The sequence below is a fragment of the Mycobacterium sp. NGS64 genome (genome assembly GCF_059812245.1).
In genome coordinates, this window is sequence record NZ_JCALCI010000002.1 from 1,016,701 (window position 1) to 1,040,831 (window position 24,131).

General features: G+C 68.8%; 20 protein-coding genes. 8 read left to right on the forward strand and 12 right to left on the reverse strand.

The features are described from left to right. Nucleotides 1-44: 44 nt before the first annotated feature. The 3 genes from AC5Y4S_RS13095 to rpmF all read right to left on the reverse strand — a co-directional run bounded on the left by AC5Y4S_RS13095 (nt 45) and on the right by rpmF (nt 2,559). Complete coding sequence (locus AC5Y4S_RS13095) at nt 45-1,619, reverse strand: HAMP domain-containing sensor histidine kinase (protein ID WP_500033154.1); 1,575 nt, start codon at nt 1,617-1,619, stop codon at nt 45-47. 16 nt (nt 1,620-1,635) lie between these two features. Beyond that, nucleotides 1,636-2,322 (reverse strand): two-component system response regulator MprA, encoded by a 687-nt coding sequence (mprA, locus tag AC5Y4S_RS13100; RefSeq protein ID WP_500033155.1) that lies wholly within the window; start codon nt 2,320-2,322, stop codon nt 1,636-1,638. 63 nt (nt 2,323-2,385) lie between these two features. Then, nucleotides 2,386-2,559 carry a 50S ribosomal protein L32 gene (gene rpmF / locus AC5Y4S_RS13105; protein WP_066942127.1) on the reverse strand — a complete coding sequence of 58 codons (174 nt, stop codon included), beginning with the start codon at nt 2,557-2,559 and terminating at the stop codon, nt 2,386-2,388. Nucleotides 2,560-2,787: 228 nt separating this feature from the next. Here rpmF and AC5Y4S_RS13110 point away from each other — a divergent pair, with 228 nt between their 5' ends. From AC5Y4S_RS13110 to AC5Y4S_RS13140, 7 genes are all read left to right on the forward strand, one after another. Then, entirely contained in the window at nt 2,788-4,509 is a 1,722-nt protein-coding gene (locus tag AC5Y4S_RS13110) for an acyclic terpene utilization AtuA family protein (protein ID WP_500033156.1), read from the forward strand. Then, nucleotides 4,506-5,654 (forward strand): acyl-CoA dehydrogenase family protein, encoded by a 1,149-nt coding sequence (locus AC5Y4S_RS13115; RefSeq protein WP_500033157.1) that lies wholly within the window; start codon nt 4,506-4,508, stop codon nt 5,652-5,654. Before AC5Y4S_RS13110 ends, AC5Y4S_RS13115 begins: the two co-directional genes overlap by 4 nt. Before the next feature lie 2 nt (nt 5,655-5,656). Continuing rightward, nucleotides 5,657-7,246: an acyl-CoA carboxylase subunit beta gene (locus AC5Y4S_RS13120; protein WP_500033316.1), complete on the forward strand. Its 1,590-nt coding sequence runs from the start codon at nt 5,657-5,659 to the stop codon at nt 7,244-7,246. Nucleotides 7,247-7,251: 5 nt separating this feature from the next. Then, nucleotides 7,252-9,249, forward strand: coding sequence for an acetyl/propionyl/methylcrotonyl-CoA carboxylase subunit alpha (locus AC5Y4S_RS13125; protein WP_500033158.1), 1,998 nt, complete (start codon nt 7,252-7,254; stop codon nt 9,247-9,249). Continuing rightward, complete coding sequence (locus tag AC5Y4S_RS13130) at nt 9,246-10,412, forward strand: acyl-CoA dehydrogenase family protein (RefSeq protein WP_500033159.1); 1,167 nt, start codon at nt 9,246-9,248, stop codon at nt 10,410-10,412. The genes AC5Y4S_RS13125 and AC5Y4S_RS13130 overlap by 4 nt, the downstream gene beginning before the upstream one ends. Then, nucleotides 10,412-11,182 carry an enoyl-CoA hydratase family protein gene (locus AC5Y4S_RS13135; protein WP_500033160.1) on the forward strand — a complete coding sequence of 257 codons (771 nt, stop codon included), beginning with the start codon at nt 10,412-10,414 and terminating at the stop codon, nt 11,180-11,182. The genes AC5Y4S_RS13130 and AC5Y4S_RS13135 overlap by 1 nt, the downstream gene beginning before the upstream one ends. A gap of 115 nt (nt 11,183-11,297) precedes the next feature. After that, entirely contained in the window at nt 11,298-11,906 is a 609-nt protein-coding gene (locus tag AC5Y4S_RS13140) for a DUF1707 SHOCT-like domain-containing protein (protein ID WP_500033161.1), read from the forward strand. Between the two features lie 31 nt (nt 11,907-11,937). On the opposite strand, the gene AC5Y4S_RS13145 is transcribed toward AC5Y4S_RS13140, so the two are convergent. The 7 genes from AC5Y4S_RS13145 to AC5Y4S_RS13175 form a co-directional block, all read right to left on the reverse strand. Beyond that, a complete protein-coding gene (locus AC5Y4S_RS13145) occupies nt 11,938-12,786 on the reverse strand; it encodes an aldo/keto reductase (RefSeq protein ID WP_500033162.1) in 849 nt (282 codons plus the stop codon). 81 nt (nt 12,787-12,867) lie between these two features. After that, on the reverse strand, nt 12,868-14,868 hold the full coding sequence (locus AC5Y4S_RS13150; protein ID WP_500033163.1) for a vWA domain-containing protein: 2,001 nt from the start codon (nt 14,866-14,868) through the stop codon (nt 12,868-12,870). Next, on the reverse strand, nt 14,861-16,225 hold the full coding sequence (locus AC5Y4S_RS13155; RefSeq protein WP_500033317.1) for a sigma 54-interacting transcriptional regulator: 1,365 nt from the start codon (nt 16,223-16,225) through the stop codon (nt 14,861-14,863). The genes AC5Y4S_RS13150 and AC5Y4S_RS13155 overlap by 8 nt, the downstream gene beginning before the upstream one ends. 63 nt (nt 16,226-16,288) lie before the next feature. Beyond that, nucleotides 16,289-17,857 (reverse strand): bifunctional phosphoribosylaminoimidazolecarboxamide formyltransferase/IMP cyclohydrolase, encoded by a 1,569-nt coding sequence (gene purH, locus AC5Y4S_RS13160; protein ID WP_500033164.1) that lies wholly within the window; start codon nt 17,855-17,857, stop codon nt 16,289-16,291. Further along, on the reverse strand, nt 17,854-18,483 hold the full coding sequence (purN, locus tag AC5Y4S_RS13165; RefSeq protein ID WP_500033165.1) for a phosphoribosylglycinamide formyltransferase: 630 nt from the start codon (nt 18,481-18,483) through the stop codon (nt 17,854-17,856). Before purN ends, purH begins: the two co-directional genes overlap by 4 nt. Nucleotides 18,484-18,548: 65 nt before the next feature. Continuing rightward, nucleotides 18,549-19,877, reverse strand: a complete 1,329-nt coding sequence (locus AC5Y4S_RS13170) for a cell division protein PerM (protein ID WP_500033166.1) — start codon at nt 19,875-19,877, stop codon at nt 18,549-18,551. A gap of 39 nt (nt 19,878-19,916) precedes the next feature. Next, complete coding sequence (locus AC5Y4S_RS13175; RefSeq protein ID WP_500033167.1) at nt 19,917-20,822, reverse strand: DUF5336 domain-containing protein; 906 nt, start codon at nt 20,820-20,822, stop codon at nt 19,917-19,919. A 216-nt stretch (nt 20,823-21,038) separates the two neighbouring features. Between AC5Y4S_RS13175 and AC5Y4S_RS13180 the strand changes: the two genes are divergently transcribed. After that, on the forward strand, nt 21,039-21,887 hold the full coding sequence (locus tag AC5Y4S_RS13180; protein WP_500033168.1) for an LLM class F420-dependent oxidoreductase: 849 nt from the start codon (nt 21,039-21,041) through the stop codon (nt 21,885-21,887). A 70-nt stretch (nt 21,888-21,957) separates the two neighbouring features. Here AC5Y4S_RS13180 and sucD read toward each other — a convergent pair whose 3' ends face one another. Further along, nucleotides 21,958-22,860 (reverse strand): succinate--CoA ligase subunit alpha, encoded by a 903-nt coding sequence (gene sucD, locus AC5Y4S_RS13185; protein ID WP_500033169.1) that lies wholly within the window; start codon nt 22,858-22,860, stop codon nt 21,958-21,960. A gap of 22 nt (nt 22,861-22,882) precedes the next feature. Continuing rightward, entirely contained in the window at nt 22,883-24,046 is a 1,164-nt protein-coding gene (gene sucC / locus AC5Y4S_RS13190; protein WP_085185785.1) for an ADP-forming succinate--CoA ligase subunit beta, read from the reverse strand. Nucleotides 24,047-24,131 lie beyond the last annotated feature (85 nt).

Genomic DNA, 24,131 nt, shown 5'->3' on the forward strand with positions numbered 1-24,131 from the left:
GCTCTTCGGCTCGACGTGGCTAGATTCCAACCCTAGCCGCAGAACTACCTTGCCCGCGCGGACTGAGAGTCCACTGAGATAACGTTCGCCGAATCCCGAGAGTTCTCCGCCCTCCTCGCGACCGGCACAGCCGGTTCTGTCTCGGCTTCCGCACCAAGATTCGCTTCCGCACCAAGAACCGTAGTGTCGGCATCGGCCGGTGGGTATCCCGAAACCGGCACCGGGCGGCCGGGAAGCAGCACATAGATGGATGTGCCCGGGGGTTGGCCTCCCGGCACGGTGTCCTCGATGCGGAGCAACCCGCCGTGGCTCTGCACCACCTTTTTGACGATCGCCAGCCCCAGCCCCGAGCCTGGCATCGCCCGCGCCGTCGTCGACCGGTAGAAGCGCTCGAAGACCAAGCGGCGCTCGTGCACCGGGATGCCCGGGCCCTCGTCGGAGACCACCAGCTCGGCGTGCGTCGGGTCGAGTTGCCTCAGCCTGATGCCGACGCGCCCACCGGAGGGGCTCCATTTGGCCGCGTTGTCCATCAGGTTCAGCACCGCGCGAGAGAGCCCGGCGGCGTCGCCGTAGACCTGCCAGCCGATCGCCTCGACGTCAAAGCGAATGTCGTTGCGCCGCCGCCTGACTCGTTCCAGGCTGCGATCGATCACCTCGGACATGTCGACGACCTCGTGCACCACCTGACTGGCGTCGTCGCGAGTGAGGTCGACCAAATCGCCCACCAGCGTGGACAATTCCTCGATCTGCGCGATCACGTCCGCGCGCAGGTCGACCATCTCCTGCTCGGGCAGCCGCGGCGCCCCCGGTTCCATCGAGGCCATCAGCAGCTCGACGTTGGTGCGCAGCGAGGTCAGCGGGGTGCGCAATTCGTGGCCGGCGTCGGTGACCAGCCGCGCCTGCCGCTCCCGCGATTCGGCCAGCGCCCGCAGCATCAAGTTGAAAGCCTCTGTGAGCCTTGCCAATTCGTCGCTGCCGAACACCGGGATGGGCCGCAGGTCGTCGGTGCGCGCCACCCGCTCGGCGGCTTCGGTCAGCCGGGCCACCGGACGCAGCCCCGCGCGGGTGACCATGCCGCCGGCCACCGCCGCGACCGCGACGCCGACGCCGCCGACCATCAGCAGCACCCAGCGCAGCTTGGTCATGACCGCCTCGGTGGGCTTGAGGCTCTTGGAGATCAGCAGTGAACTGCCGTTGGGCAGGTGGATGGCCAGGATTCGCTGGTCCGAGGCGGTGCGGCGGGACATGAATAGCTCGCCGTTGATCACGGCCTTCTCCGCGGTTCCGACGGGCAGGATTTGGCCCGGCTGGTTGGCGGTGTAGATGGAGCGGCCCGGGTTCACCAGCATGGCGTTGACGTCCGAGTACGCGGTGCCCTCGATAGCCTTGCCCGGGTCGGCGGCCAGCGAGCCGCTGGCGATCAGCAGCTGCGCCCGGCTCTGCAGTTGGTTGTCGATGTCGTTGTAGAGCGCGGCCGAGACCACGGCGTACACGGCGAACGACATCAGCACGACGACCATCGCGACCATCGACATCGCCAGCAGCATCACCCGCCACCGCAGCGACAACGAGCTGGTGGGGCGCAGCGGTGCGCGCCGGCGCCGACGAAGCCGGATCATCGTTGGGACTGGCCCGTCACGGTGGCGTCTCCCGAAGGACGTATCCCACCCCTCGGACAGTATGGATCAGTCGCGGCTCACCGTCGGCTTCGGTTTTGCGGCGCAGGTAACCGACGTAGACCTCCAGCGCGTTGCCGGAGGTGGGAAAGTCGAATCCCCAGACCTCCTCGAGGATGCGGCTGCGGGTGAGCACCCGGCGGGGGTTGGCGATCAGCATTTCCAGCAACGCGAACTCGGTACGGGTCAGGCTGATGCAGCGTTGCCCGCGGGTGACCTCGCGGGTCACCGGGTCCAGGCTCAGGTCGGAGAACGTCATGGCCACCGAATCGGCGGCGTCGTCGGGCTTGGTGCGCCGTAGCAGCGCCCGCATGCGGGCCAGCAACTCTTCCAGCGCGAACGGCTTCGGCAGGTAGTCGTCGGCGCCGGCGTCCAGGCCCGCGACCCGCTCGGAAACCGAATCGCGGGCGGTGAGCACCAGGATCGGCAGGTCGTCTCCGGTGCTGCGGAGCTGGCGGCACACCTCGAGGCCGTCCAGACGCGGCATCATCACATCCAGGACGAGGGCGTCGGGCCGGTCGCTGGCAATCATGTCGAGGGCCTCGACCCCGTCGTGGGCGAGCTCTACCGAATAGCCATTGAACGAAAGCGACCTGCGCAGCGACTCGCGCACCGCGCGATCATCGTCGACGACAAGTATGCGCACGGCCACTAGTTTCGTCCTAGCGCCTGAGAGCGGGCTGAGAGGCGCGCCGGGTATTTGCCGAGATTAGCGCTTGTCGAGATCGATGAGGCCGAGCCGGGCCGCCTTGAGTAGCCGGCGGGGCACCTTGTGCTTCTGGCCTGCGACGTTCACGCCGACGAGTTCGGTCTTCGTGGCCTTCCACTGCGAGCGCCGGCTTCGGGTATTCGCGCGCGACATCCTGCGCTTGGGTGTGGCCATGGTCGGGCCTAACTCCTCGTTCGGGCTTGATGGGGCATGTCGCGGGGCGTGGCCCGTCGGGCCGAACGTGCGACGATTGCCTATCAGGATAGTCGGTGGCCTGCTGGTCGCCAAAACGGCGCCCGCCGTCGACCGGGCGTCCTTGACGCGACACCGCGGGTACCCGCTAACCTACCGAGTGGTTGGTTGGTTCGCGGTCACCGGTATGCCCACGAATGGAGGACACGCATGGCCTCTCCTCCTGGCGCTTCCCGCACCACCGGCGCTGTCCGCATCGCGAACTGTTCGGGCTTCTACGGCGACCGGCTTTCGGCCATGCGCGAAATGCTCACCGGCGGGGACGTCGACTACCTCACCGGCGACTACCTGGCCGAACTGACCATGCTGATCCTGGGCCGCGACCGGATGAAGCACCCGGAGCGCGGCTACGCCAAGACCTTCCTGACGCAGCTCGAGGACTGCCTCGGTGAGGCCCGCGACCGCGGGGTGCGCATCGTCGCCAACGCCGGCGGCCTCAACCCCGCCGGGCTGGCCGACGCGATCCGCGCGCTCGCCGAGCGCCTGGGCGTCCCGGCCCGCATCGCGCACGTCGAGGGCGACGACCTGTTGCCCCGCGCGGCGGAGCTGGGCCTGGGCACGCCGCTGACCGCCAACGCCTACCTCGGCGCGTGGGGAATCGTGGACTGCCTGAACGACGGCGCCGACGTCGTCGTCACCGGCCGGGTCACCGACGCCTCGGTGATCGTCGGGGCGGCGGCGGCCCACTTCGGCTGGGCCCCCACCGACTACGACCGGCTCGCCGGCGCCGTCGTCGCGGGCCACGTGATCGAATGCGGCGTGCAGGCCACCGGCGGCAACTACTCGTTCTTCACGGAGATCCCGGACCTGACCCACGCCGGCTTCCCGCTCGCCGAGGTCCACGCCGACGGCTCCTCGGTCATCACCAAGCATCCCGGCACCGGCGGCCTGGTCAGCGTCGACACCGTCACCGCGCAATTGCTCTACGAGATCAGCGGCGCTCGCTACGCCAACCCCGACGTCACCGCCCGGATGGACACCGTCGAACTGACCGCGGATGGCCCGGACCGGGTACGCATCAGCGGCGTGCACGGCGAACCGCCGCCGCCCACGCTGAAGGTCTCGCTGAACAGCATCGGCGGGTTCCGCAACGCCATGACGTTCGTGCTGACCGGCCTGGACATCGAGGCCAAGGCCGACCTGATGCGCCGGCAGCTCGAGGCCGCTTTGACGGTGAAGCCGGCGGAACTTCAGTGGTCGCTGGCGCGCACCGACCAACCCGACGCCGACACCGAGGAGGCCGCCAGCGCCCTGCTGCACTGCGTGGTCCGCGACCCCGACCCCGCCAACGTGGGACGCCAGTTCTCCTCCGCGGCAGTGGAACTGGCCCTGGCCAGTTACCCCGGCTTCCACGTGACGGCCCCGCCCGGGGACGGTCAGGTCTACGGCGTGTTCACCCCGGGCTACGTCGACGCCAAGGAGGTCGGCCACATCGCGGTGCACGCCGACGGGACCCGCGTCGACATTCCTTGCGCCACCGACACTTTGGAGCTGGCGCCCGCCGACTCCCCGCCGTTGCCCGAGCCGTTCCCGGCCGGCCCGGTGCGCAGGGCGCCGCTCGGCCGCATCGCGGGGGCCCGCAGCGGCGACAAGGGCGGGTCGGCCAACGTCGGGGTCTGGGTGCGCACCGACGACCAATGGCGCTGGCTGGCCAACACCCTGACCGTCGAGAAGCTCAAGGAGCTGCTGCCCGAGGCTGCCGACTTCGACGTCACCCGCCACGTGCTCCCGAACCTGCGCGCGGTGAACTTCGTCATCGACGGCATCCTGGGCCAGGGTGTCGCCTACAACGCGCGATTCGATCCGCAGGCCAAGGGGCTGGGCGAATGGCTGCGCGGCCGCTACCTAGACATCCCGGAGAGCCTCCTATGAGTATCTGGACCACGCCCGAGCGCGAACAGCTGCGAAAGACGGTGCGCTCCTTCACCGAACGCGAGATTCTGCCCCACGCGGACGAGTGGGAGCGCACCGGCGAGCTGCCACGCGAGTTGCACCGCCGGGCCGGGGCGGCCGGGCTGCTGGGCGCGAGCTTTCCCGAATCGGTCGGCGGCGGTGGCGGCGACGGCGCCGACGCGGTGGTCATCTGCGAGGAAGTGCACCAGGCCGGCGCCCCCGGCGGCGTCTTCGCGTCGCTGTTCACCTCCGGCATTGCGGTGCCACACATGATCGCCTCCGGCGACGCGCGGCTGATCGACGAGTTTGTCCGGCCCACGTTGGCCGGCGAGAAGATCGGTTCGCTGGCCATCACCGAGCCCGGCGGCGGTTCGGACGTCGGGCACCTGCGGACGTCGGCGGTCCTAGACGGCGACCACTACGTGGTCAACGGCGCGAAGACCTACATCACCTCCGGGGTCCGCGCGGACTACGTCGTGACCGCGGTGCGCACGGGAGGCCCTGGGGCTGCGGGGGTTTCGCTGCTGGTGGTGGAGAAGGGAACGCCCGGTTTCGAGGTGACCCGCAAGCTGGACAAGATGGGCTGGCGGTCCTCCGACACCGCCGAGCTGTCGTATACGGACGTGCGGGTGCCGGCGGCCAACCTGATCGGCGCGGCGAACAGCGGATTCGCCCAGATCGCCCAGGCGTTCGTCTCCGAGCGGATCGGCCTTGCCGCGCAGGCGTATTCGAGCGCGCAGCGGTGCCTGGACATCACGGTGGCCTGGTGCCGCGACCGGGAAACGTTCGGCCGGCCGCTGATCTCGCGGCAGTCGGTGCAGAACACGCTGGCCGAGATGGCCCGCCGCATCGACGTGGCGCGGGTGTATGCCCGCAATGTGGTCGAGCGCGAGCTCGCGGGCGAGACGAACCTGATCGCGTCCGTGTGTTTCGCCAAGAACACCGCCGTCGAGGCCGGTGAATGGGTGGCCAACCAGGCCGTGCAGCTGTTCGGCGGCATGGGCTACATGGCCGAATCCGAAGTCGAACGCCAATACCGGGACATGCGGATCCTGGGCATCGGCGGCGGAACCACCGAGATCCTGACCGCACTGGCCGCCAAAACACTGGGATTCCAATCGTGACCATCCTCCATTCGACACTCGACCCGCACTCCACGGCCTTCACGGACGCGGCGTCGACCGCGGCCGAAAGGCTCGAGGAGATCGACGCCGAGCTCGCCAAGGCCCTTGCGGGCGGGGGCGCGAAGTACGTCGAGCGTCACCACGCCCGCGGCAAGCTCACCGCACGGGAACGCATCGAGCTGCTCGTCGACCCGGACTCCCCGTTCCTGGAGCTCAGCCCGCTGGCCGCGTACGGCAGTGCCTTTCAGATCGGCGCCAGCACCGTCACCGGCATCGGCGTGGTGTCGGGCGTGGAATGCCTGATCGTCGCCAACGACCCGACCGTCAAGGGCGGCACCAGCAACCCATGGACACTGCGAAAGATCCTGCGCGCCAACCAGATCGCCTTCCAAAATCGGCTGCCGGTGATTTCGCTGGTGGAATCCGGCGGGGCCGACCTGCCAACCCAGAAGGAGATCTTCATCCCCGGCGGGCAGATGTTCCGGGACCTGACCCGGCTCTCGGCGGCCGGCATCCCGACCATCGCGCTGGTCTTCGGCAACTCGACGGCGGGCGGCGCCTACATCCCCGGCATGTCCGACCACGTGGTGATGATCAGGGAACGCTCGAAGGTGTTCCTCGCCGGTCCCCCGCTGGTCAAGATGGCCACCGGGGAAGAGTCCGACGACGAGTCGCTCGGCGGCGCCGAAATGCATGCCCGCACTTCGGGGTTGGCGGACTACTTCGCCGTCGACGAGCTGGACGCGATCCGCATCGGGCGGCGCATCGTGTCGCGGCTGAACTGGGTCAAACAGGGGCCCGCGCCCGGGCCGATCACCGAGCCGCTGTTCGACGCCGAGGAACTGATCGGCATCGTGCCCGCCGACCTGCGCATCCCGTTCGACCCGCGTGAGGTGATCGCCCGCATCGTTGACGGTTCGGATTTCGACGAGTTCAAGCCCATGTACGGGTCGTCGCTGGTGACCGGCTGGGCCCGGCTGCACGGCTACCCGCTCGGAATTTTGGCCAACGCGCGCGGGGTGCTGTTCAGCGAGGAGTCCCAGAAGGCCACCCAGTTCATCCAGCTGGCGAACCGCTCGGACACGCCATTGTTGTTCCTGCACAACACCACCGGCTATATGGTCGGCAAGGACTACGAAGAGGGCGGGATGATCAAGCACGGCTCGATGATGATCAACGCCGTGTCCAACTCCACCGTGCCGCACATCTCGCTGATCATCGGCGCGTCCTATGGCGCCGGACATTACGGCATGTGCGGGCGCGCCTACGATCCACGATTCCTGTTCGCCTGGCCCAGCGCCAAATCCGCGGTGATGGGCGGCGCACAACTCGCCGGCGTGCTGTCGATCGTGGCCCGGGCGGCCGCCGAAGCCCGCGGGCAACAGGTCGACGAGGAGGCCGACGCCGCGATGCGGGCCGCCGTCGAGGGCCAGATCGAGGCCGAGTCGCTCCCATTGGTGCTCTCCGGCATGCTCTACGACGACGGCGTGATCGACCCCCGCGATACCCGCACCGTGCTGGGAATGTGTTTGTCCGCCATCGCCAATGGCCCGATCAAGGGGACGTCGAACTTCGGCGTCTTCCGGATGTGAGCCCCATGGTCAATCGAGTGCTGGTCGCCAACCGGGGCGAGATCGCCCGACGGGTGTTCGCCACCTGTCGTCGGCTGGGCCTGGGCACCGTCGCCGTTTACACCGAACCCGACGCCGCCTCGCCGCACGTCGCCGAGGCCGACGCCCGGGTGCGGCTGCCCAACACCAACGACTATCTGAACGCCGAGGCGATCATCGCCGCGGCCCGCGCGGCCGGCGCCGACGCGGTCCACCCCGGCTACGGATTCCTCTCGGAGAACGCTGAATTCGCCGCCGCCGTCCAGGGAGCGGGCCTGACCTGGGTGGGTCCGCCGGTAGATGCGGTGCGCGCGATGGGCTCCAAGATCGAGTCCAAGAAGCTGATGGCCGCGGCGGGCGTTCCGGTGCTCGAGGAACTGGACCCCGACACGGTCACGGACGCTCAGCTGCCGGTGCTGGTCAAGGCGTCGGCGGGCGGCGGCGGTCGCGGCATGCGGGTGGTGCGCGAATTGTCCGCCCTGGCGGGCGAAGTCGCGGCGGCGCGGCGCGAGGCCCAGTCGGCGTTCGGCGACCCGACCGTGTTCTGCGAGCGCTACCTGCCCACCGGACACCACGTCGAGGTCCAGGTCCTCGCCGACATCCACGGCACCGTGTGGGCGGTGGGCGAACGGGAATGCTCGATCCAGCGCCGCCACCAGAAGATCATCGAGGAGGCGCCCTCACCCCTGGTGGAACGCACGCCGGGCATGCGCGCCAAGCTGTTCGACGCGGCCCGGCTGGCCGCCGGCGCCATCGGCTACACCGGCGCCGGGACGGTCGAGTTCCTCGCCGACGACGACGGCGAGTTCTACTTCCTCGAGATGAACACGCGCCTGCAGGTCGAGCACCCGGTCACCGAGGAGACCACCGGGCTGGACCTGGTCGAACTGCAGCTCGACGTCGCCGCCGGTGGTCGCCTACCAGCCGAACCCCCGGTGGCCCAGGGGCATTCGATCGAGGCCCGGCTCTATGCCGAGGACCCCGCGCACGGCTGGCAGCCGCAGGCCGGGCCGGTGCACGCGATCGACGTGCCGGCGGTCCGGGCCGAGTTCGGGGCGCTAGGCCACCGGACCGGGATCCGGCTGGACTCCGGGATCGTCGACGGATCGGTGGTGTCGATCCACTACGACCCGATGCTCGCCAAGGTCATCTCCTACGCCCCGACGCGGCGGCAAGCCGCCCTGGTGCTGGCCGACGCGCTGGCCCGCGCCCGCCTCCACGGCGTGCGCACCAACCGCGAACTGCTGGTGAACGTGCTGCGCCATCCGGCGTTCCTCGACGGCGCCACCGACACTGCGTTCTTCGACACGCACGGCCTGGCGGAACTGTCCGCACCGCTGGCCGACGACGCCACGATCCGGCTCTCTGCCGTCGCCGCAGCCCTGGCCGACGCCGCGCACAACCGAGCCACCGCGAAGACCTCCGGGGTCCTCGGATCTCTGCCCAGCGGCTGGCGCAACCTGGCTTCGGGCTACCAGGCCAAGGCCTACCGCGACGACGGCGAAACCGAGCACCACGTCGAATACCGTTTCACCAGAACTGGTTTGACGCTGCCCAACCATCCTTCCGTGGGGCTGATCTCCGCCGCGCCGGATCGGGTCGTGCTCGCCGCCGACGGGGTGGAACTCACCTTCGCGGTGCAGCGCTACGGTCCCAACCTTCAAGACGTCCACGTCGATTCGGCCCGCGGGCCCGTTCACCTGGTCGCGCTGCCCCGCTTCCCGGAGCCGGGCTCGACCGTCGAAAAGGGTTCCCTGGTGGCGCCCATGCCCGGCAATGTCATCCGCGTCGGCGCCGCCGTCGGCGACACCGTTGCGATCGGCCAGCCGCTGATCTGGCTGGAGGCGATGAAGATGGAACACACCATCACCGCGCCGTCCGACGGGGTGCTCACCGAGCTCAACGTCGAAACCGGTCAACAAGTCGAAGTGGGCGCCGTCTTGGCAAGAGTGGAAGCGCCCGAAGCAGAAGGAGATTCACAGTGACCGACAGCAGCTTCATCGAAAACGAGGAGCGCCGGGCGCTGCGCAAGGCGGTGTCTGAGTGGGCGTCCAACTACGGCGCCGAGTATTACCTGGAGAAGGCCCGCGCGCACGAACACACCAACGAATTGTGGTCCGAGGCAGGCAAATTGGGCTTCCTCGGGGTGAACCTGCCCGAGGAATACGGCGGCGGCGGCGCCGGCATGTACGAGCTGTCGCTGGTGATGGAGGAGATGGCGGCCGCGGGCAGCGCGCTGCTGCTGATGGTGGTGTCGCCGGCCATCAACGGCACCATCATCAGCAAATTCGGCACCGAGGAGCAGAAAAAGCGCTGGATTCCCGGCATCGCCGACGGGACCCTGACGATGGCCTTCGCGATCACCGAGCCCGACGCCGGGTCCAACTCGCACAAAATAACCACGACCGCCCGGCGCGACGGTGGCGACTGGATCCTCAAGGGCCAGAAGGTTTACATCTCCGGTATCGACCAGGCGCAGGCGGTGCTGGTGGTGGCCCGCACGGAGGAGGCGAAGACCGGCAAGCTGCGCCCGGCGCTGTTCGTGGTGCCGACCGACGCACCGGGTTTCACCTACACCCCGATCGAGATGGAGCTGATCAGCCCCGAGCGCCAGTTCCAGGTCTTCCTGGACGATGTCCGGCTGCCCAGCGATGCGCTCGTCGGAGCCCAAGATGCCGCCATCGCACAGCTTTTCGCCGGCCTGAACCCCGAGCGGATCATGGGTGCTGCCAGCTCGGTGGGCATGGCGCGGTGCGCGCTGAGCAAAGCCGTCGACTACGTCAAGACGCGACAGGTCTGGTCCACCCCGATCGGGGCACACCAGGGACTGTCACATCCGTTGGCGCAGTGCCACATTGAGGTCGAACTCGCCAAGCTGATGATGCAGAAGGCCGCGACGCTCTACGACAGCGGCGACGACGCGGGCGCGGCCGAGGCCGCCAACATGGCCAAGTACGCCGCGGCCGAGGCGGCCACCCGCTCGGTCGACCAGGCCGTGCAGTCGATGGGCGGCAACGGGTTGACCAAGGAGTACGGGGTGGCGGCGATGCTCGCCTCGGCCCGGCTTGGACGAATCGCCCCGGTCAGCCGCGAGATGGTGCTGAACTTCGTCGCGCAGACGTCGTTGGGCCTGCCCCGGTCGTACTGATGGACGCCGTCGTCGAATACTCGGTCGACGGGCATGTCGCCCGGCTGACGCTGAATTCGCCGCATAACCGCAACGCGCTGTCGACGGCTCTTGTCGATCAACTGCATCGCGGACTCCGCGACGCCGCCAGGGAGCCGCACGTGCGGGTGGTCGTGCTGGGCCACACCGGCGGCACCTTCTGCGCCGGGGCGGACCTGAGTGAGGCCGGCGAGGGCGCGGCATACGACATGGCCGCGGCGCGGGCCCGTGAAATGACCGCGCTGCTGCGCGCCATTGTCTCGTCGCCGCTGCCGGTGGTCGGCGCGATCGACGGGCACGTCCGCGCCGGCGGGTTCGGGTTGGTAGGCGCCTGCGACATTGTGATCGCCGGGCCGCGCAGCACCTTCGCGCTGACCGAGGCCCGAATCGGCGTGGCGCCGGCGATCATTTCGCTGACGCTGCTGCCGAAGCTGTCGGCGCGCGCAGCGGCGCGCTACTACCTGACCGGCGAGACGTTCGATGCGGCCGCGGCCGCCGAGATCGGACTCGTCACGATCGCGGCCGAAGACGTGGACGCGGCGGTGGCCAAAGTCGTCGCCGACGTCAGCCGCGGGTCGCCGCAGGGCCTCGCCGCGTCGAAGGCACTGACCACCGCGGCCGTCCTGGACGGGTTCGACCGCGACGCCGACCGTCTCACCGAGGAATCGGCCCGGCTGTTCGTCTCCGACGAAGCCCGCGAAGGCATGCTGGCGTTCCTGCAGAAGCGCCCGCCCAGTTGGGCAAACGTCTAACGGGCCGGCGCGACCTGCGGGAAAAGGCACCCAGACCGGGGCTCGACCTGGGAAGAACGTTGCAGTTTAGCCAACCCCCTTGCAGCAAAACTTCTACGTCGTACGCTCGTGGATGATGAGCAACTCAGCGCAGAGCGATGCCGGCGAGACGCAGGCCGCGCGTGACGTACCGTCACGCGCGGCCGACACGGATCGCATCCAGGTCGCGCAGTTGCTCGCCTATGCGGCCGAGCAGGGCCGCCTACAGATGAAGGACTACGAAGACCGACTGACGAAGGCCTACGCGGCGACAACGTACGAGGAGCTCGACGAGCTCAGGGCCGACCTGCCCGGCACGATGCTAAGCCCCCGCCGGGGTGGCAAGCCCAACCCGGCGCCGTCGACATTGTTGCTCGCCCTGATGAGCAATTTCGAGCGGCGCGGCCGGTGGAACGTCCCGAAGAAGCTCACTACGTTCACCTTTTGGGGCACCGGGGTGGTGGACCTGCGTTACGCCGACTTCACCTCCACCGAGGTCGACATACATGCGATCTCGATCATGGGCGCGCAGAACATCCTGCTGCCGCCCGAAGTCAACGTCGAAATCCACGGCCGCGGCGTGATGGGCGGCTTCGACCACACGGTGCTGGGCCAGGGCACGCCCGGCGCGCCCAAGGTGAACATTCACGGCTTCTCGCTCTGGGGCGGGGTGGGCATCAAGCGCAAGGCGCGCCGGCTCCGTTAGACGCGTTGTGCCCCAACCACTCTGAGCGCCTTTAGCCCGGAATGTAATCGAACTCGTCGGGATTGGGACCCCTGCGGCCCGCCTCCCCCTTGTCCAACACCGTGATCGCGTCCATGTCGGAGCCGTCCAGTTCGAAGTCGAACAGCTCGAAGTTCTCCCTGATCCGTTCCGGCGTGACCGATTTCGGAAAGACGATGTCACCGCGCTGAACGTGCCAGCGCAACACCACCTGCGCCGGCGACTTGCCGCGCGCGTCGGCGATGCGGTTGATCACCGGATCGCCGAGCACCTTGCCCTGAGCGATCGGAGACCACGCCTCGGTGACGATGCCGTGGTCGCGCCCGTAGGCGCGGACCTGCTCGTTGGTGAAGTACGGATGAACCTCAATCTGGTTGACCGACGGGACCGTTTCGGTTTCCGCGGCGAGGCGCTCCAGATGCTCGACCTGGAAGTTCGAGACGCCGATGCTGCGAGCGCGGCCGTCTTTCGCGAACTCCTCGAGGACCTTCCAGGTGGAGACGAAGTCCCCGCCGTAGAGGGTGGGCAGCGGCCAGTGAATGAGGAACAGGTCCACGTAGTCGGAGTCCAGGGCCTCCAGCGTTTTGTCGAATGCACGGCGCGCATCGTCGGGCTTGTGGAAGCCGTTGTTGAGCTTGCTGGTGACGAAAACGTCGGCGCGGTCCAAGCCGGCGTCGCGGATGCCTTGGCCGACTTCCCTTTCGTTCCCGTACATTTCCGCGGTGTCGATGTGCCGATATCCGATGTCGAGGGCGCGCTTGACCGCCGCTGCCGTCTCGTCCGGCTTGATCTGGAACACGCCGAAGCCCAGCTGTGGGATGCGCACACCGTCGTTGAGTTCGATCGTTGGAACGTTGCTCATGCGTCTCCTTACCTCTCCGCACCTCTCCGCCCGACTACCCGGTCGGGGAAGCTTCTATTCCACTCGAGGGGCTATCGCCAACTAACGACGCCGCCGCGACCGCAGGTAATCGCCCACCACGGCGGCCCCCAGGCCGTCGACGTCGGGCACCACGACGCGGCCCTCGACGCGCCGCGCGACCTGGTCGATGAACCGGGCCAGACCGGGGTCGTCGCCCAGCCGGAAGATCGTCACCTGCGCGCCGAGCCGTGCCATGTCGTCGAATCCGCGCACCGTGTGGGCGATGGTCCGCGGATGCGGCGGGTAATCAAAGAACACCGCCGAACCGTCGCCGTCGAAGTCCTCCAGGTGAGCGGTCGGCTCACCGTCGGTCACCACCAGCACGACGGGCTGTGCGTTGGGGTGCCGGCGCAGGTGGCGACCCGCCAGCGCCAGCGCGTGATGCAGGTTGGTGCCCTGCTCGTAGACACCCTCCAGGCCGGTCAGCTCGGCGGCCGTCACCGTCCGGGCGTACCGCCCAAAGGCAATGATCTGCAAGGCATCCGAGCGAAAACGCGTGCACACCAGGTGATTGAGCGCGAGCGCCGTCTGCTTCATCGGCAGCCAGCGATTCTCCATCACCATCGAAAACGACGTGTCGACCAACAGCGCCACGGCGGCCTGGGTGCGGGTCTCGGTCTCGGACACCTCGACGTCGTCGACCGTGATCCGCAGCGAGATAGCGCCGTCCGCCCCCTCGACCGGCGCGGTTCCCGCCCGCCGCAACACCGCGTTCGTCAGCGTTCGTGAGATGTTCCACGGCTCGGTGTCACCGAATTGCCAGGGCCGCGTCGCACCGGTCAACTCGCCCGCGGCGCCCGCGCGCCGATGGTCGCGCTCGCCGTGGCGACCCGAAAGCTGCTGCGCCACATCGCGTAGCGCCGTCTCGCCGAGCCGGCGCATCGCCTTCGGGGAGAGCCGCCACTGGCCGTCGGAACCACGGTCCAGGAAGCCCTGATTGACCAGGGCGCGTTCCAATTCGGCGAGTGTGCGCGCGTCGATGGCCGCCTCGTCGCCAAGCTGGCGCGCCAGCGCGTCCAGGTCGACGTCATCCATGGTGGCGCCCGGATAGCTTTGCGACAGCTGCTCGGCCAGCTGCTCCAGCTCGGCGATGTCCGAGATCGCCTGCGTCCCTTCGCCCATGCCGAACGGGTTGTCGCCGGAGAACTGCTCGGAGCCGGTCCAGTCCTCGCCCGGCCGCGCCGCCTGCAGATGGGCGTCGAGCCGGCCCAACGCCTCCATCAACGCCGGTGAACCAAATGCCTGCTGCGCCAACGCATCCAGCTCGGCACGCTGGTCGGGGCTCAGGCTGTTGCGGAAGCGTTGCGCCGCCGCGGCGCGCTTGGCCAGCGAGTCCAGCAGCTCGTCGACGTTGCGCGGGTTCTCCGGGAAGAACTCGCCGTGCTTGTCCATGAAGTCTTCGAAGTCCTGCTGGGTGTCCTGGCCTTTGGCGTGCTTGTCCAGCAGTTCGTTCAGGTCGTCCAGCATCTCGTTGACGCGCTGGCGATCCTCGTCGGTGGCGCCCTCCAAGGCCTGCTTCATCCCGGCGAAGCGCTGGTCCAGCATCTCGCGGCCGAGCAAATCCTTGATCTGCTCGTACTTTCGGCGGGCCTCGGCGCTGCGCCAGTCGTAGTCGGCAAGCTCCTGGACGGCCTTGGCGGGCGACGCCGGGAGCGCGTCCAGCTGCAGCTCGCCGAAGCGGGCGTCGTCGTCCAGCGCGCGGGCCAGCTCCTTGCGCTCGGCCAGCACGGCCTCGTCGAGCAGCTTCTTGATCTCCTGCAGAGTGCCGTCCAAGTTGTTGCGGCGCAACAGATCCCGCCGGCGCTTGTTCGCCTCGGCGGCCAGCCGATCGGCACCGGGCATGTTCTTGGTGCCGCGGCGCAGCAACTCCGAGAGCGCGCGCCGCGGCGAGGTGCCGGCCATCACATCCTGGCCGATCTGTTCGAGCGCCTCGCGCAGATCCACCGGCGGCGCCAGCGGGTCGGGCCCGCCGGTGTACGCGGAGTATCGCGAGGAGTGACCCCTCGAAACGGGTTTAGCCATAAACGGTTTGGCCCTCCCCGGAGACCTTGTCGATCCGCTTGGCCAGGTACAACGCCTCGAGCGCCAATTCCAATGCCGCCGCGCGCTCGCCCTCGGATTCGGCGTGCAGCTTGGCGGCGATCTTGTCCACGACGGGCAGGTTGGGCACGGCGGCCAGCACGTCCTTGGCCGATACCCGCTCACCCGTCGTGACCGCGGAGCCGCCCTCGACCGCGGCCACCAACGCGCCGACGTCGATACCGCCCAGCACGCGGGCCGCGGTGTCGGCGGTCGCGCGGCGCAACAGGTGCTCCAACACGGCCTGTTCGCGGCCCTCCTCGCCGGACTCGAATTCCAGCTTGCCGCGCAGCACGTCGATGACCGTGCCCAGGTCGACCACCCGGGCCACCGGGTCGGTCTCCCCCAGCACCGCGCCGCGGTGCCGGGCGGCGGCCGCGACGGTCTCGGCCGCCGCGATCGCGAACCGCGCCGACACCCCGGATCGCTGGTCGATCGAGTTGGACTCCCGCAGGTATCGGGCGAACCGCGCCATCACCTGCATCAGATAGTCGGGCACCTGCGCGGACAGGTGCGCCTCCTGGACGATCACGCCCATCTCCGCCTCGAGCTCCAGCGGGTAGTGGGTGCGGATCTCGGCGCCGAACCGGTCCTTGAGCGGGGTGATGATGCGGCCCCGGTTGGTGTAGTCCTCGGGGTTGGCGCTGGCGACCACCAGGACGTCCAGCGGCAGGCGCAGCGTGTAGCCGCGGACCTGGATGTCGCGCTCCTCCATGACGTTGAGCATCGACACCTGGATGCGCTCGGCCAGGTCGGGCAGCTCGTTGACCGCGACGATGCCGCGGTGTGCGCGCGGGATCAGCCCGTAGGCGATGGTCTCCGGGTCACCGAGGCTGCGGCCCTCGGCGACCTTGATCGGGTCGATGTCGCCGACCAGGTCGGCGACGCTGGTGTCCGGCGTCGCCAGCTTCTCGGTGTAGCGCTCGCTGCGGTGCTTCCACGCCACCGGCAGGTCGTCGCCCAGGGTCGCGGCCCGCCGGATCGACTCCGGCGTGATCGGCCGGTAGGGGTGCTCGCCCAGCTCGGCCCCGTCGATGACGGGTGTCCACTCGTCGAGGAGCCCGACCAGCGCCCGCAGCAGCCGGGTCTTGCCCTGGCCGCGTTCGCCCAGCAGCACGAAGTCGTGACCGGCGATCAGCGCGCGCTCCAGCTGGGGCAGTACGGTGTCGTCGAAGCCGAGGATGCCCGGCCAGACCTCGTCGCCCTCGGCAAGCGCGGTCAGCAGGTTTTCGCGGATTTCCTGTTTGACTCCCCGCTCGCGGTGGCCGGCGGCACGCAGTTCGCCGACCGTGCGGGGCATGTTGCTCGGTGATGGCACCACTCCACGCTACGCGTAACGCGCTACGGCCACGCGCTAAGCGGCCTAGTGCGCGAAGTGACGGGCCCCGGTGAGGTACAGGGTGATGCCGGCGTTGGCCGCCGCGGCGGTGACCTCGTCGTCGCGCACCGATCCGCCCGGGTGCACCACCGCCTTCACCCCCGCGGCGGTCAGCGTCTCGAGGCCGTCGGGGAACGGGAAGAACGCGTCCGAGGCTGCGACGGCGCCGCGCACCCGGTCGCCACCGCGTTCGACGGCCAGCCGGGCCGCGTCGACCCGGTTCACCTGCCCCATGCCGACGCCGATGGTGGCGCCGTCGGAGGCGATCACGATTGCGTTCGACTTGACCGCGCGGCAGGCGCGCCACGCAAACACCAGGTCGGTCAAGGTGTTCGGGTCAGCCGGTGACCCGGTCGCCAGGGTCCAGTTGACCGGGTTGTCGCCGTGCGCGTCGAGCTGGTCGCGCTGCTGCACCAGCAGTCCCCCGCTGACCGGTCGCAGCTCGGTGCCGCCGGCCAGCGGCTCGGAGGCCACCAGCACACGGATGTTCTTCTTGCGCGTCAACGCCTCGACGGCGCCGGGCGCGTAGGCCGGCGCCACGATCACCTCGGTGAAGATGGTGCTGACGTATTCCGCCATCTCGACGCTGACCTCGGTGTTGGACGCGATCACGCCGCCAAAGGCGCTCAGCGGATCACACTCGTGGGCCTTGCGGTGCGCGTCGGCGACCGACACCGACGAGATCGCGATCCCACACGGGTTGGCGTGCTTGATGATTGCCACGCACGTCTCTTCGTGGTCGAAGGCGGCCCGCCACGCCGCGTCGGCGTCGGTGAAGTTGTTGTAGGACATCTCTTTTCCGTGCAGCTGCTCCGCCTGGGCGAGGCCCGGCCAGGCGCCGGGGTCGCTGTAGAGCGCCGCCTGCTGGTGCGGGTTTTCGCCGTAGCGCAGCATCGCCGTGCGCCGCCAGCTGCCGGCGAGCCACTGCGGGAACGCGGTGGGCGGATGCTCGGGCGCCAGCGTCGACTCCATCCAGCCGGCCACGGCGATGTCGTAGTCCGCGGTGTGCTGAAACGCCAGCGATGCCAGCCTTTTGCGCTCGGCGAGGGTAAATCCGCCGTTGCGCACCGCCGCGAGTACCCCGTCATACCCGAGCGGGTCGACGACGACCGCCACGCTGGGATGGTTCTTGGCGGCCGCCCGGACCATTGACGGGCCGCCTATGTCGATCTGCTCGACGCATTCGTCGATGCCCGCGCCGGAGTCGACCGTCTCGCTGAACGGATACAGGTTGACGACGACCAATTCGAACGCCGCGATCCCGAGCTCCTCGAGCGCCGCGGCGTGCTCCTGCTTGCGCAGGTCGGCCAGCAGCCCGGCGTGCACGCGCGGGTGCAGCGTCTTGACCCGCCCGTCGAGCACCTCGGGGAAGCCGGTCAGCTCCTCCACCGGCGTGACCGAAATTCCTTTGTCCGCAATGGTTTTCGCGGTGGAACCGGTCGAGACGATTTCCACGCCCGCCGCGCTCAGGCCCTCGGCGAGCTCGATCAGCCCCGTCTTGTCGTACACGCTGATCAACGCGCGGCGAATCGCCCTTCTTGACTCGTCGCTCATCCTATGCTCGCCTTTCGTCCGGTCCAGGTCACGCCGCGGGCTGCGATCGCGGCCACCACATCCACCAACAGTCGCCGCTCGATGACCTTGATGCGCTCATGCAGTGTCTCTTCGTTGTCGCCGTCGAGCACCGGAACGGGCTCCTGCGCCAATATCGGCCCGGTGTCCATGCCGGCGTCTACCAGGTGCACCGTACAGCCGGTGACCTTCACACCGTAAGCCAGCGCGTCGGGCACCGCATGCGCCCCGGCGAAGGCCGGCAGCAGCGCCGGATGGGTGTTGAGCGTTCGGCCGCAGAATCGTGAAAGAAATTGCGGCCCAAGTATTTTCATAAACCCCGCGGAGACGATGAGATCGGGCGAGTGCGCGGCCGTGGCCTCGGTGATGGCCGCGTCCCACGCCGTGCGGTCGGGGTAGTCGCCGAGGCGGACCGTGAACGCCGGCAGCGACGCCGCCGCCGCGACCTCCGTGGCCCGGCATTCGCGATCCACGCCGACCGCGACTATGCGCGCCGGATAGTCACCCCTGGCGGCTTCGATGAGCGAGCCCAGCAACGAACCGGTGCCGGACGCCAGCACCACCACCCGCGCCGGCGCGCTCGGGGGCACGTGAAGCGGTTGGGGCACAACGGGGAGCCTAGTCGGGCGACGATGCGCGCCGGCACGGCGCGCGGAGAAGCCCGACAATCAGGCTAGTCGGGCGTCTGGTCGTCCTCGGCGGCCGACTCGCGGGCCGGCTCGTCGTCGTCGCTGACCGTCGGCCCCTCGACGGACTCGCCGGCCGGCTCGTCGTCGATCTCGTCCTCCGGATCCTCGAACAGCACCGGCTCCTCGACCGGCGCGGCTCTCGGTCGCCGGGGCCTCCTGAGCCGGATGGGGCGGATGCCGCCGGCCATCACCACGGTTATCCAGCCCACCACCGCGAACCAGAAGAACACGCCGATCAGCAGGCCCCCCTGGTCGACGCCGACGTCACCGAAGTTGCCCAGCCGGCCGCTGCCGGCGTAAGCCAACAACGACATCGCCAACGCGCCGGCGACCGACGCGACCAGCAGCTTGGCCAGTGCCGCCAGCACCGGCAGCGCGTGCCGGGCGCATTGTTGTCCGACCGCAACACCGGACGAGGCGCCCACGATGAGCAACGCGACCCAGACCGGACCCAGTGGCGGCGTGGGGGCCGCGGCCAGGATCGGCAGCGCGGGCATGTCCCCGCCGAACACGGTGAACGGACTAAACGTCGCGAAACCGAGGTGCGCCGAAGACCCGACCGCAACCGCCGACGTGCCGACGATGACGTTCGGTGCGTACAGCACCGACAGCACCGTGAGGCTGAACTCGCCGAAGATGGAATCGGTGATCCCATAGAGCTCTTGCATCGTCGACCAGTGCACGACCAGCGAGCCCGCGGTCACCAGGCCGGAAAGCCCGAGCAACGCCAGCACACCGGCCACCGCCGCGCGCAGCGAATCACCGAGCCAGTTGGGCAGCGGCGATGCCGCCAGCGCGCGCCGGCCCACCCGCGACCACACGCCGATCCCGGCGCCGATGGCGTGCACCACCAGCACGCTGGCGAATGCGCGCAGGGCGCTGGGCGTCTGCAGCTCGGTGATCACCGACGACGCGTCGTGAATGACCGCCAGCGCGATCGCCGCCATCAGGAGCGGCCCACCCAGGGCGGAAGCGATCACCCACCGGACGACCAGCCATGACGAGGCGGGCGACGTCGCCCTTGCACTGGTGCGCGCGGTACCCCACACCATCAACAGGACCGGCAGCAGCGGCAGCACGCCCAGCTCGCGGCCACCGATCGAGATCGGCACCTGGTGCACCCCGAGCCACATGCTGGCGATGGCGCCCGGTGCGCCCGTCATGTCGCTGTTGGCGATCAGCAACTGCAGCAACGTGACCGCGGCGATGATGCCCAACGCCACCACGGCCGGCGCGAACGCCACCCGGACAAGGTCGCGCGCCTGGCGAGCGCCTGCCGCCCGGTTGTCCGCGCTTTCCGACACCCTCGTCACTCTTGGCGCACGTGCCCGACTACGCGCGAGAGCGCACGTTTAGGCCGGTGCCGCCGGCCCGGACGACGGCGACTGCTGCTCCTGGCCGCCGGTGTGGCTGGATTGCTCGGCCGGGGCCGAACCCGTCTGCGACTCGTTGGACGACGGAGGCGGGCTGAAGCTGGGAAAACCGGTGGGTGGCGTCGACGGTCCCTGCTGATGCTGCGCGGTCGGCTGCGCACCCGACTGCGGCGAGGGCTGCGCACCGAAGCCGCCGGTCGACGTGGGGATCGCCTGCTGGGTCACGTCCTGGCTGGCCGGATAGCCCCCGTACTGGGCGCCGTACCCGGACGGCCGTGGCGGCTCCTGGTGTCCCGCGTGCTGCTGGCCGTAGTAGGACGGTTGCTGTCCGTACTGCCCGTACTGGCCATACTGCCCGTACTGGCCATACTGCGCGTACGGGTCGTACTTGGGCCGCGGGGCCGGTGCGGTGATGACGCCGGCGTCCAGCAGCAACGCACCGATGGCGGCGATCGCCTGGAAAATGCTGCAGGCCACCAGAGGCCACATCGCCCAGCCGATCGCGAAACCGGCGGGCGTGTTGACGGTCTCGGTGATGGCCAGCAGCGCACCCAGCGTCGCGATCACCGCGACGATTCCCACGTAGCTCTTGGCCTTGGGCAGCAAGCTGACCGCGGCCAGCAGGGAAGCCAGCACCGCGACGATGACCGCCGTGCCGGCATCGCCGGCGCGCCCACCGCCCGGGCCGAGGTCGGCGCCGATGGTGAACGTCGGGCCGAAGTTCAGCAGATACACCGCGATGCCGAGCACCACGACCGCGATGTTCAGGATCCGCGGAAGCTTGCTTTCGCCGTCGTCGGTCTTCGCGAACGACGGTGTGCTGCCCGCGTAGGAGCCGCCGGGCTGCTGGGGTTGATATCCGGGGCTACCGGGCGAGTAGGTCATGACTCCTCCTGTTGCTTCCCGTGGTCTTGAAGTGTCTGGCGGTGTCACCTTCAAGCGCGACGCGGTGCCGCTGGGCACGCCGCTTCGAAACACCTTCCCCATGTCGCGTAGCGGCGCGATCGATCACCCACGCTAGCGCACGTCCGGGCGGCCGCGCCGGGACGCCGCGCCCCGCTAGCTTGCCCCGCATCGGTAGAACACGTTCTAATCCTGTGCATGGATTACGGGCTCGTGCTTTTCACCAGCGATCGTGGCATCTCCCCGGCGGCCGCCGCCAAGCTTGCCGACGACAACGGCTTCCACACCTTCTACGTGCCGGAACACACCCACATCCCGGTCAAGCGTGAGGCGGCCCATCCCACGACTGGCGACGCGTCGCTGCCGGACGACCGCTACATGCGCACGCTAGACCCATGGGTAAGCCTGGGCGCGGCATGCGCCGTCACCTCGCGGGTGCGGCTGTCCACCGCCGTCGCACTGCCCGTCGAGCACGACCCGATCACATTGGCGAAAAGCATTGCCACCCTTGACCATCTATCGGGGGGCCGCGTCAGCCTCGGCGTCGGGTTCGGGTGGAACACCGACGAGCTCGCCGATCATGGCGTGCCGGCCGGCCGGCGGCGGACCATGTTGCGCGAGTACATCGAGGCGATGCGTGCGTTGTGGACGGAAGAAGAGGCCGCGTACGACGGCGAATTCGTCAAGTTCGGTCCCAGCTGGGCCTGGCCGAAGCCGGTGCAGCCGCACATTCCGGTGTTGGTGGGCGCGGCCGGCAATGAAAAAAACTTCAAGTGGATCGCGCGCAGCGCCGACGGCTGGATCACCACGCCGCGCGACTTCGACATCGACGAGCCGGTCAAGCTGCTGCAGGACACCTGGGCCGCCGCGGGGCGCGACGGCGCCCCGCAGATCGTCGCGCTGGACTTCAAGCCGATCCCCGAGAAGCTGGCGCGCTGGGCCGAGCTGGGGGTGACCGAGGTGCTGTTCGGTTTGCCGGACCGCCCCGAAGACGAGATCGCCGCCTACGTGGAGCGGTTGGCCGGCAAGCTGGCCGCCGCGGTCTAGCGCGAGCAGACGCAGAATCGCAGAAAGCCGCGCGGCGGCGTGCGATTCTGCGTCTGCTCGCCGAAGAGCTCTAGAGGCTCTTGAGGATCTCCCGGGCCAGCGCGGCCGTCTCCGACGGGGTCTTGCCGACCTTGACGCCGGCGGCCTCCAGCGCCTCCTTCTTGGCGGCCGCGGTGCCCGACGAGCCGGACACGATGGCGCCGGCGTGGCCCATCGTCTTGCCCTCCGGCGCGGTGAACCCCGCGACGTAGCCGACGACCGGCTTGGAGACGTGGGCCTTGATGTAGTCGGCCGCGCGCTCCTCGGCGTCGCCGCCGATCTCACCGATCATCACGATGACCTTGGTGTCGGGGTCCTTTTCGAAAGCCTCGATGGCATCGATGTGGGTGGTGCCGATCACCGGGTCCCCGCCGATGCCGATCGACGTCGAGAACCCGAAATCGCGCAGCTCGTACATCATTTGATAGGTCAGCGTGCCGGACTTGGACACCAGCCCGACGGGACCCGAACCGGTGATGTTGGCCGGGGTGATGCCCACCAACGCCTCGCCCGGCGTGATGATGCCGGGACAGTTCGGCCCGATGATGCGCGTCTTGCTGCCCTTCTCCACGTTGTAGGCCCACGCAAATGCCGTGTCCTGCACCGGAATTCCCTCGGTGATGACGACCAGCAGCGGGATCTCGGCGTCGATGGCCTCGATGATGGCGTCCTTGGCGAATTTCGGCGGCACAAAGATGATCGACACGTCCGCGCCGGTCTTTTCCATCGCCTCCGTGACGCTGCCGAACACCGGCAACTTGGTGATCCGGCCGCCCTTGTCCTCGTGCGTGACGGTGCTGCCCGCCTTGCGCGCGTTGACACCGCCCACAATCTGCGTGCCCGCCTTGAGCATTCGGGCGGTGTGCACGGTGGCCTCGCTGCCGGTGATGCCCTGGACGATGACCTTGTTGTCTTTGTTCAGGAAGATGGACATGGGTCATGTTTCCTTTCAGGTCTCAGGCGCTCGCCAGCTCGGCGGCCTTGTCAGCGGCCTCGTCCATCGTGGCCACCAGCGTCACCAGCGGGTGGTTGGCCTCGGTCAGGATGCGACGGCCCTCGTCGACGTTGTTGCCGTCGAGGCGCACCACCAGCGGCTTGTTGGCCTCGCCGCCGAGGATCTCCAGGGCCTTGACGATGCCGGTGGCCACCGCGTCGCACGACGTGATGCCGCCGAAGACGTTGACGAACACGCTCTTGACCTGTTGGTCACCCAGGACCACGTCCAACCCGGCGGCCATCACCTCCGCCGAGGCGCCGCCGCCGATGTCGAGGAAGTTGGCCGGCTTGACGCCCCCGTGCTTCTCCCCGGCGTACGCGACGACGTCGAGGGTCGACATCACCAGGCCCGCGCCATTGCCGATGATGCCGACCTGACCGTCGAGCTTGACGTAGTTGAGGTGGTGTTCCTTGGCCTTGAGCTCCAGCGGGTCGGTGGCCTCGCGGTCCTCGAACTCGGTGTGATCGGGGTGGCGGAAGTCGGCGTTAGCGTCCAGGGTGACCTTGCCGTCCAGCGCCAGAATCCGGTCGTCCGGCGTACGCACCAGCGGGTTGACCTCCACCAGGGTCGCGTCCTCGGCGACGAAAAGCTCCCACAGCTTGGAGATGGTGATGGCGGCGGCGTCGAGCACCTCGGCCGGCAGGTGGCCCTGCTCGGCGATGGACCGCGCGGTCGCCACGTCGACACCCTTGACGGCGCTCACCGGCACCTTGGCCAGCCGGTCGGGCTTGGTGGCGGCCACCTCCTCGATCTCCATGCCGCCCTCGACCGAGCACATCGCCAGGTAGGTGCGGTTGGCGCGGTCGAGCAGGAAGGAAATGTAGTACTCCTCGGCGATGTCGCTGGCCTCGGCGACCAGCAGCTTCTTCACGACGTGGCCCTTGATGTCCAGGCCGAGGATGTTCTTGGCGTGTTCGTACGCGTCCTCCGCGGTGGCGGCGTACTTGACACCGCCCGCCTTGCCGCGACCGCCGATCTTCACCTGCGCCTTGACCATCACCGGGCGACCGATCTCCTCGGCGATGGCCCGGGCGCCGTCGGCGGTGTCGGTCACTCGCCCGGGCGTGCTCGGTACGTTGTGCTTGGCGAACAATTCTTTGGCTTGATACTCGAAAAGGTCCATGGCCTCACTGTCTTCGGTCGGCTTGCTGCTAGGCCTATACGTTGGCGGCGGCGCCGGAATCGGCAACTCGCACGCTGGCACTGTA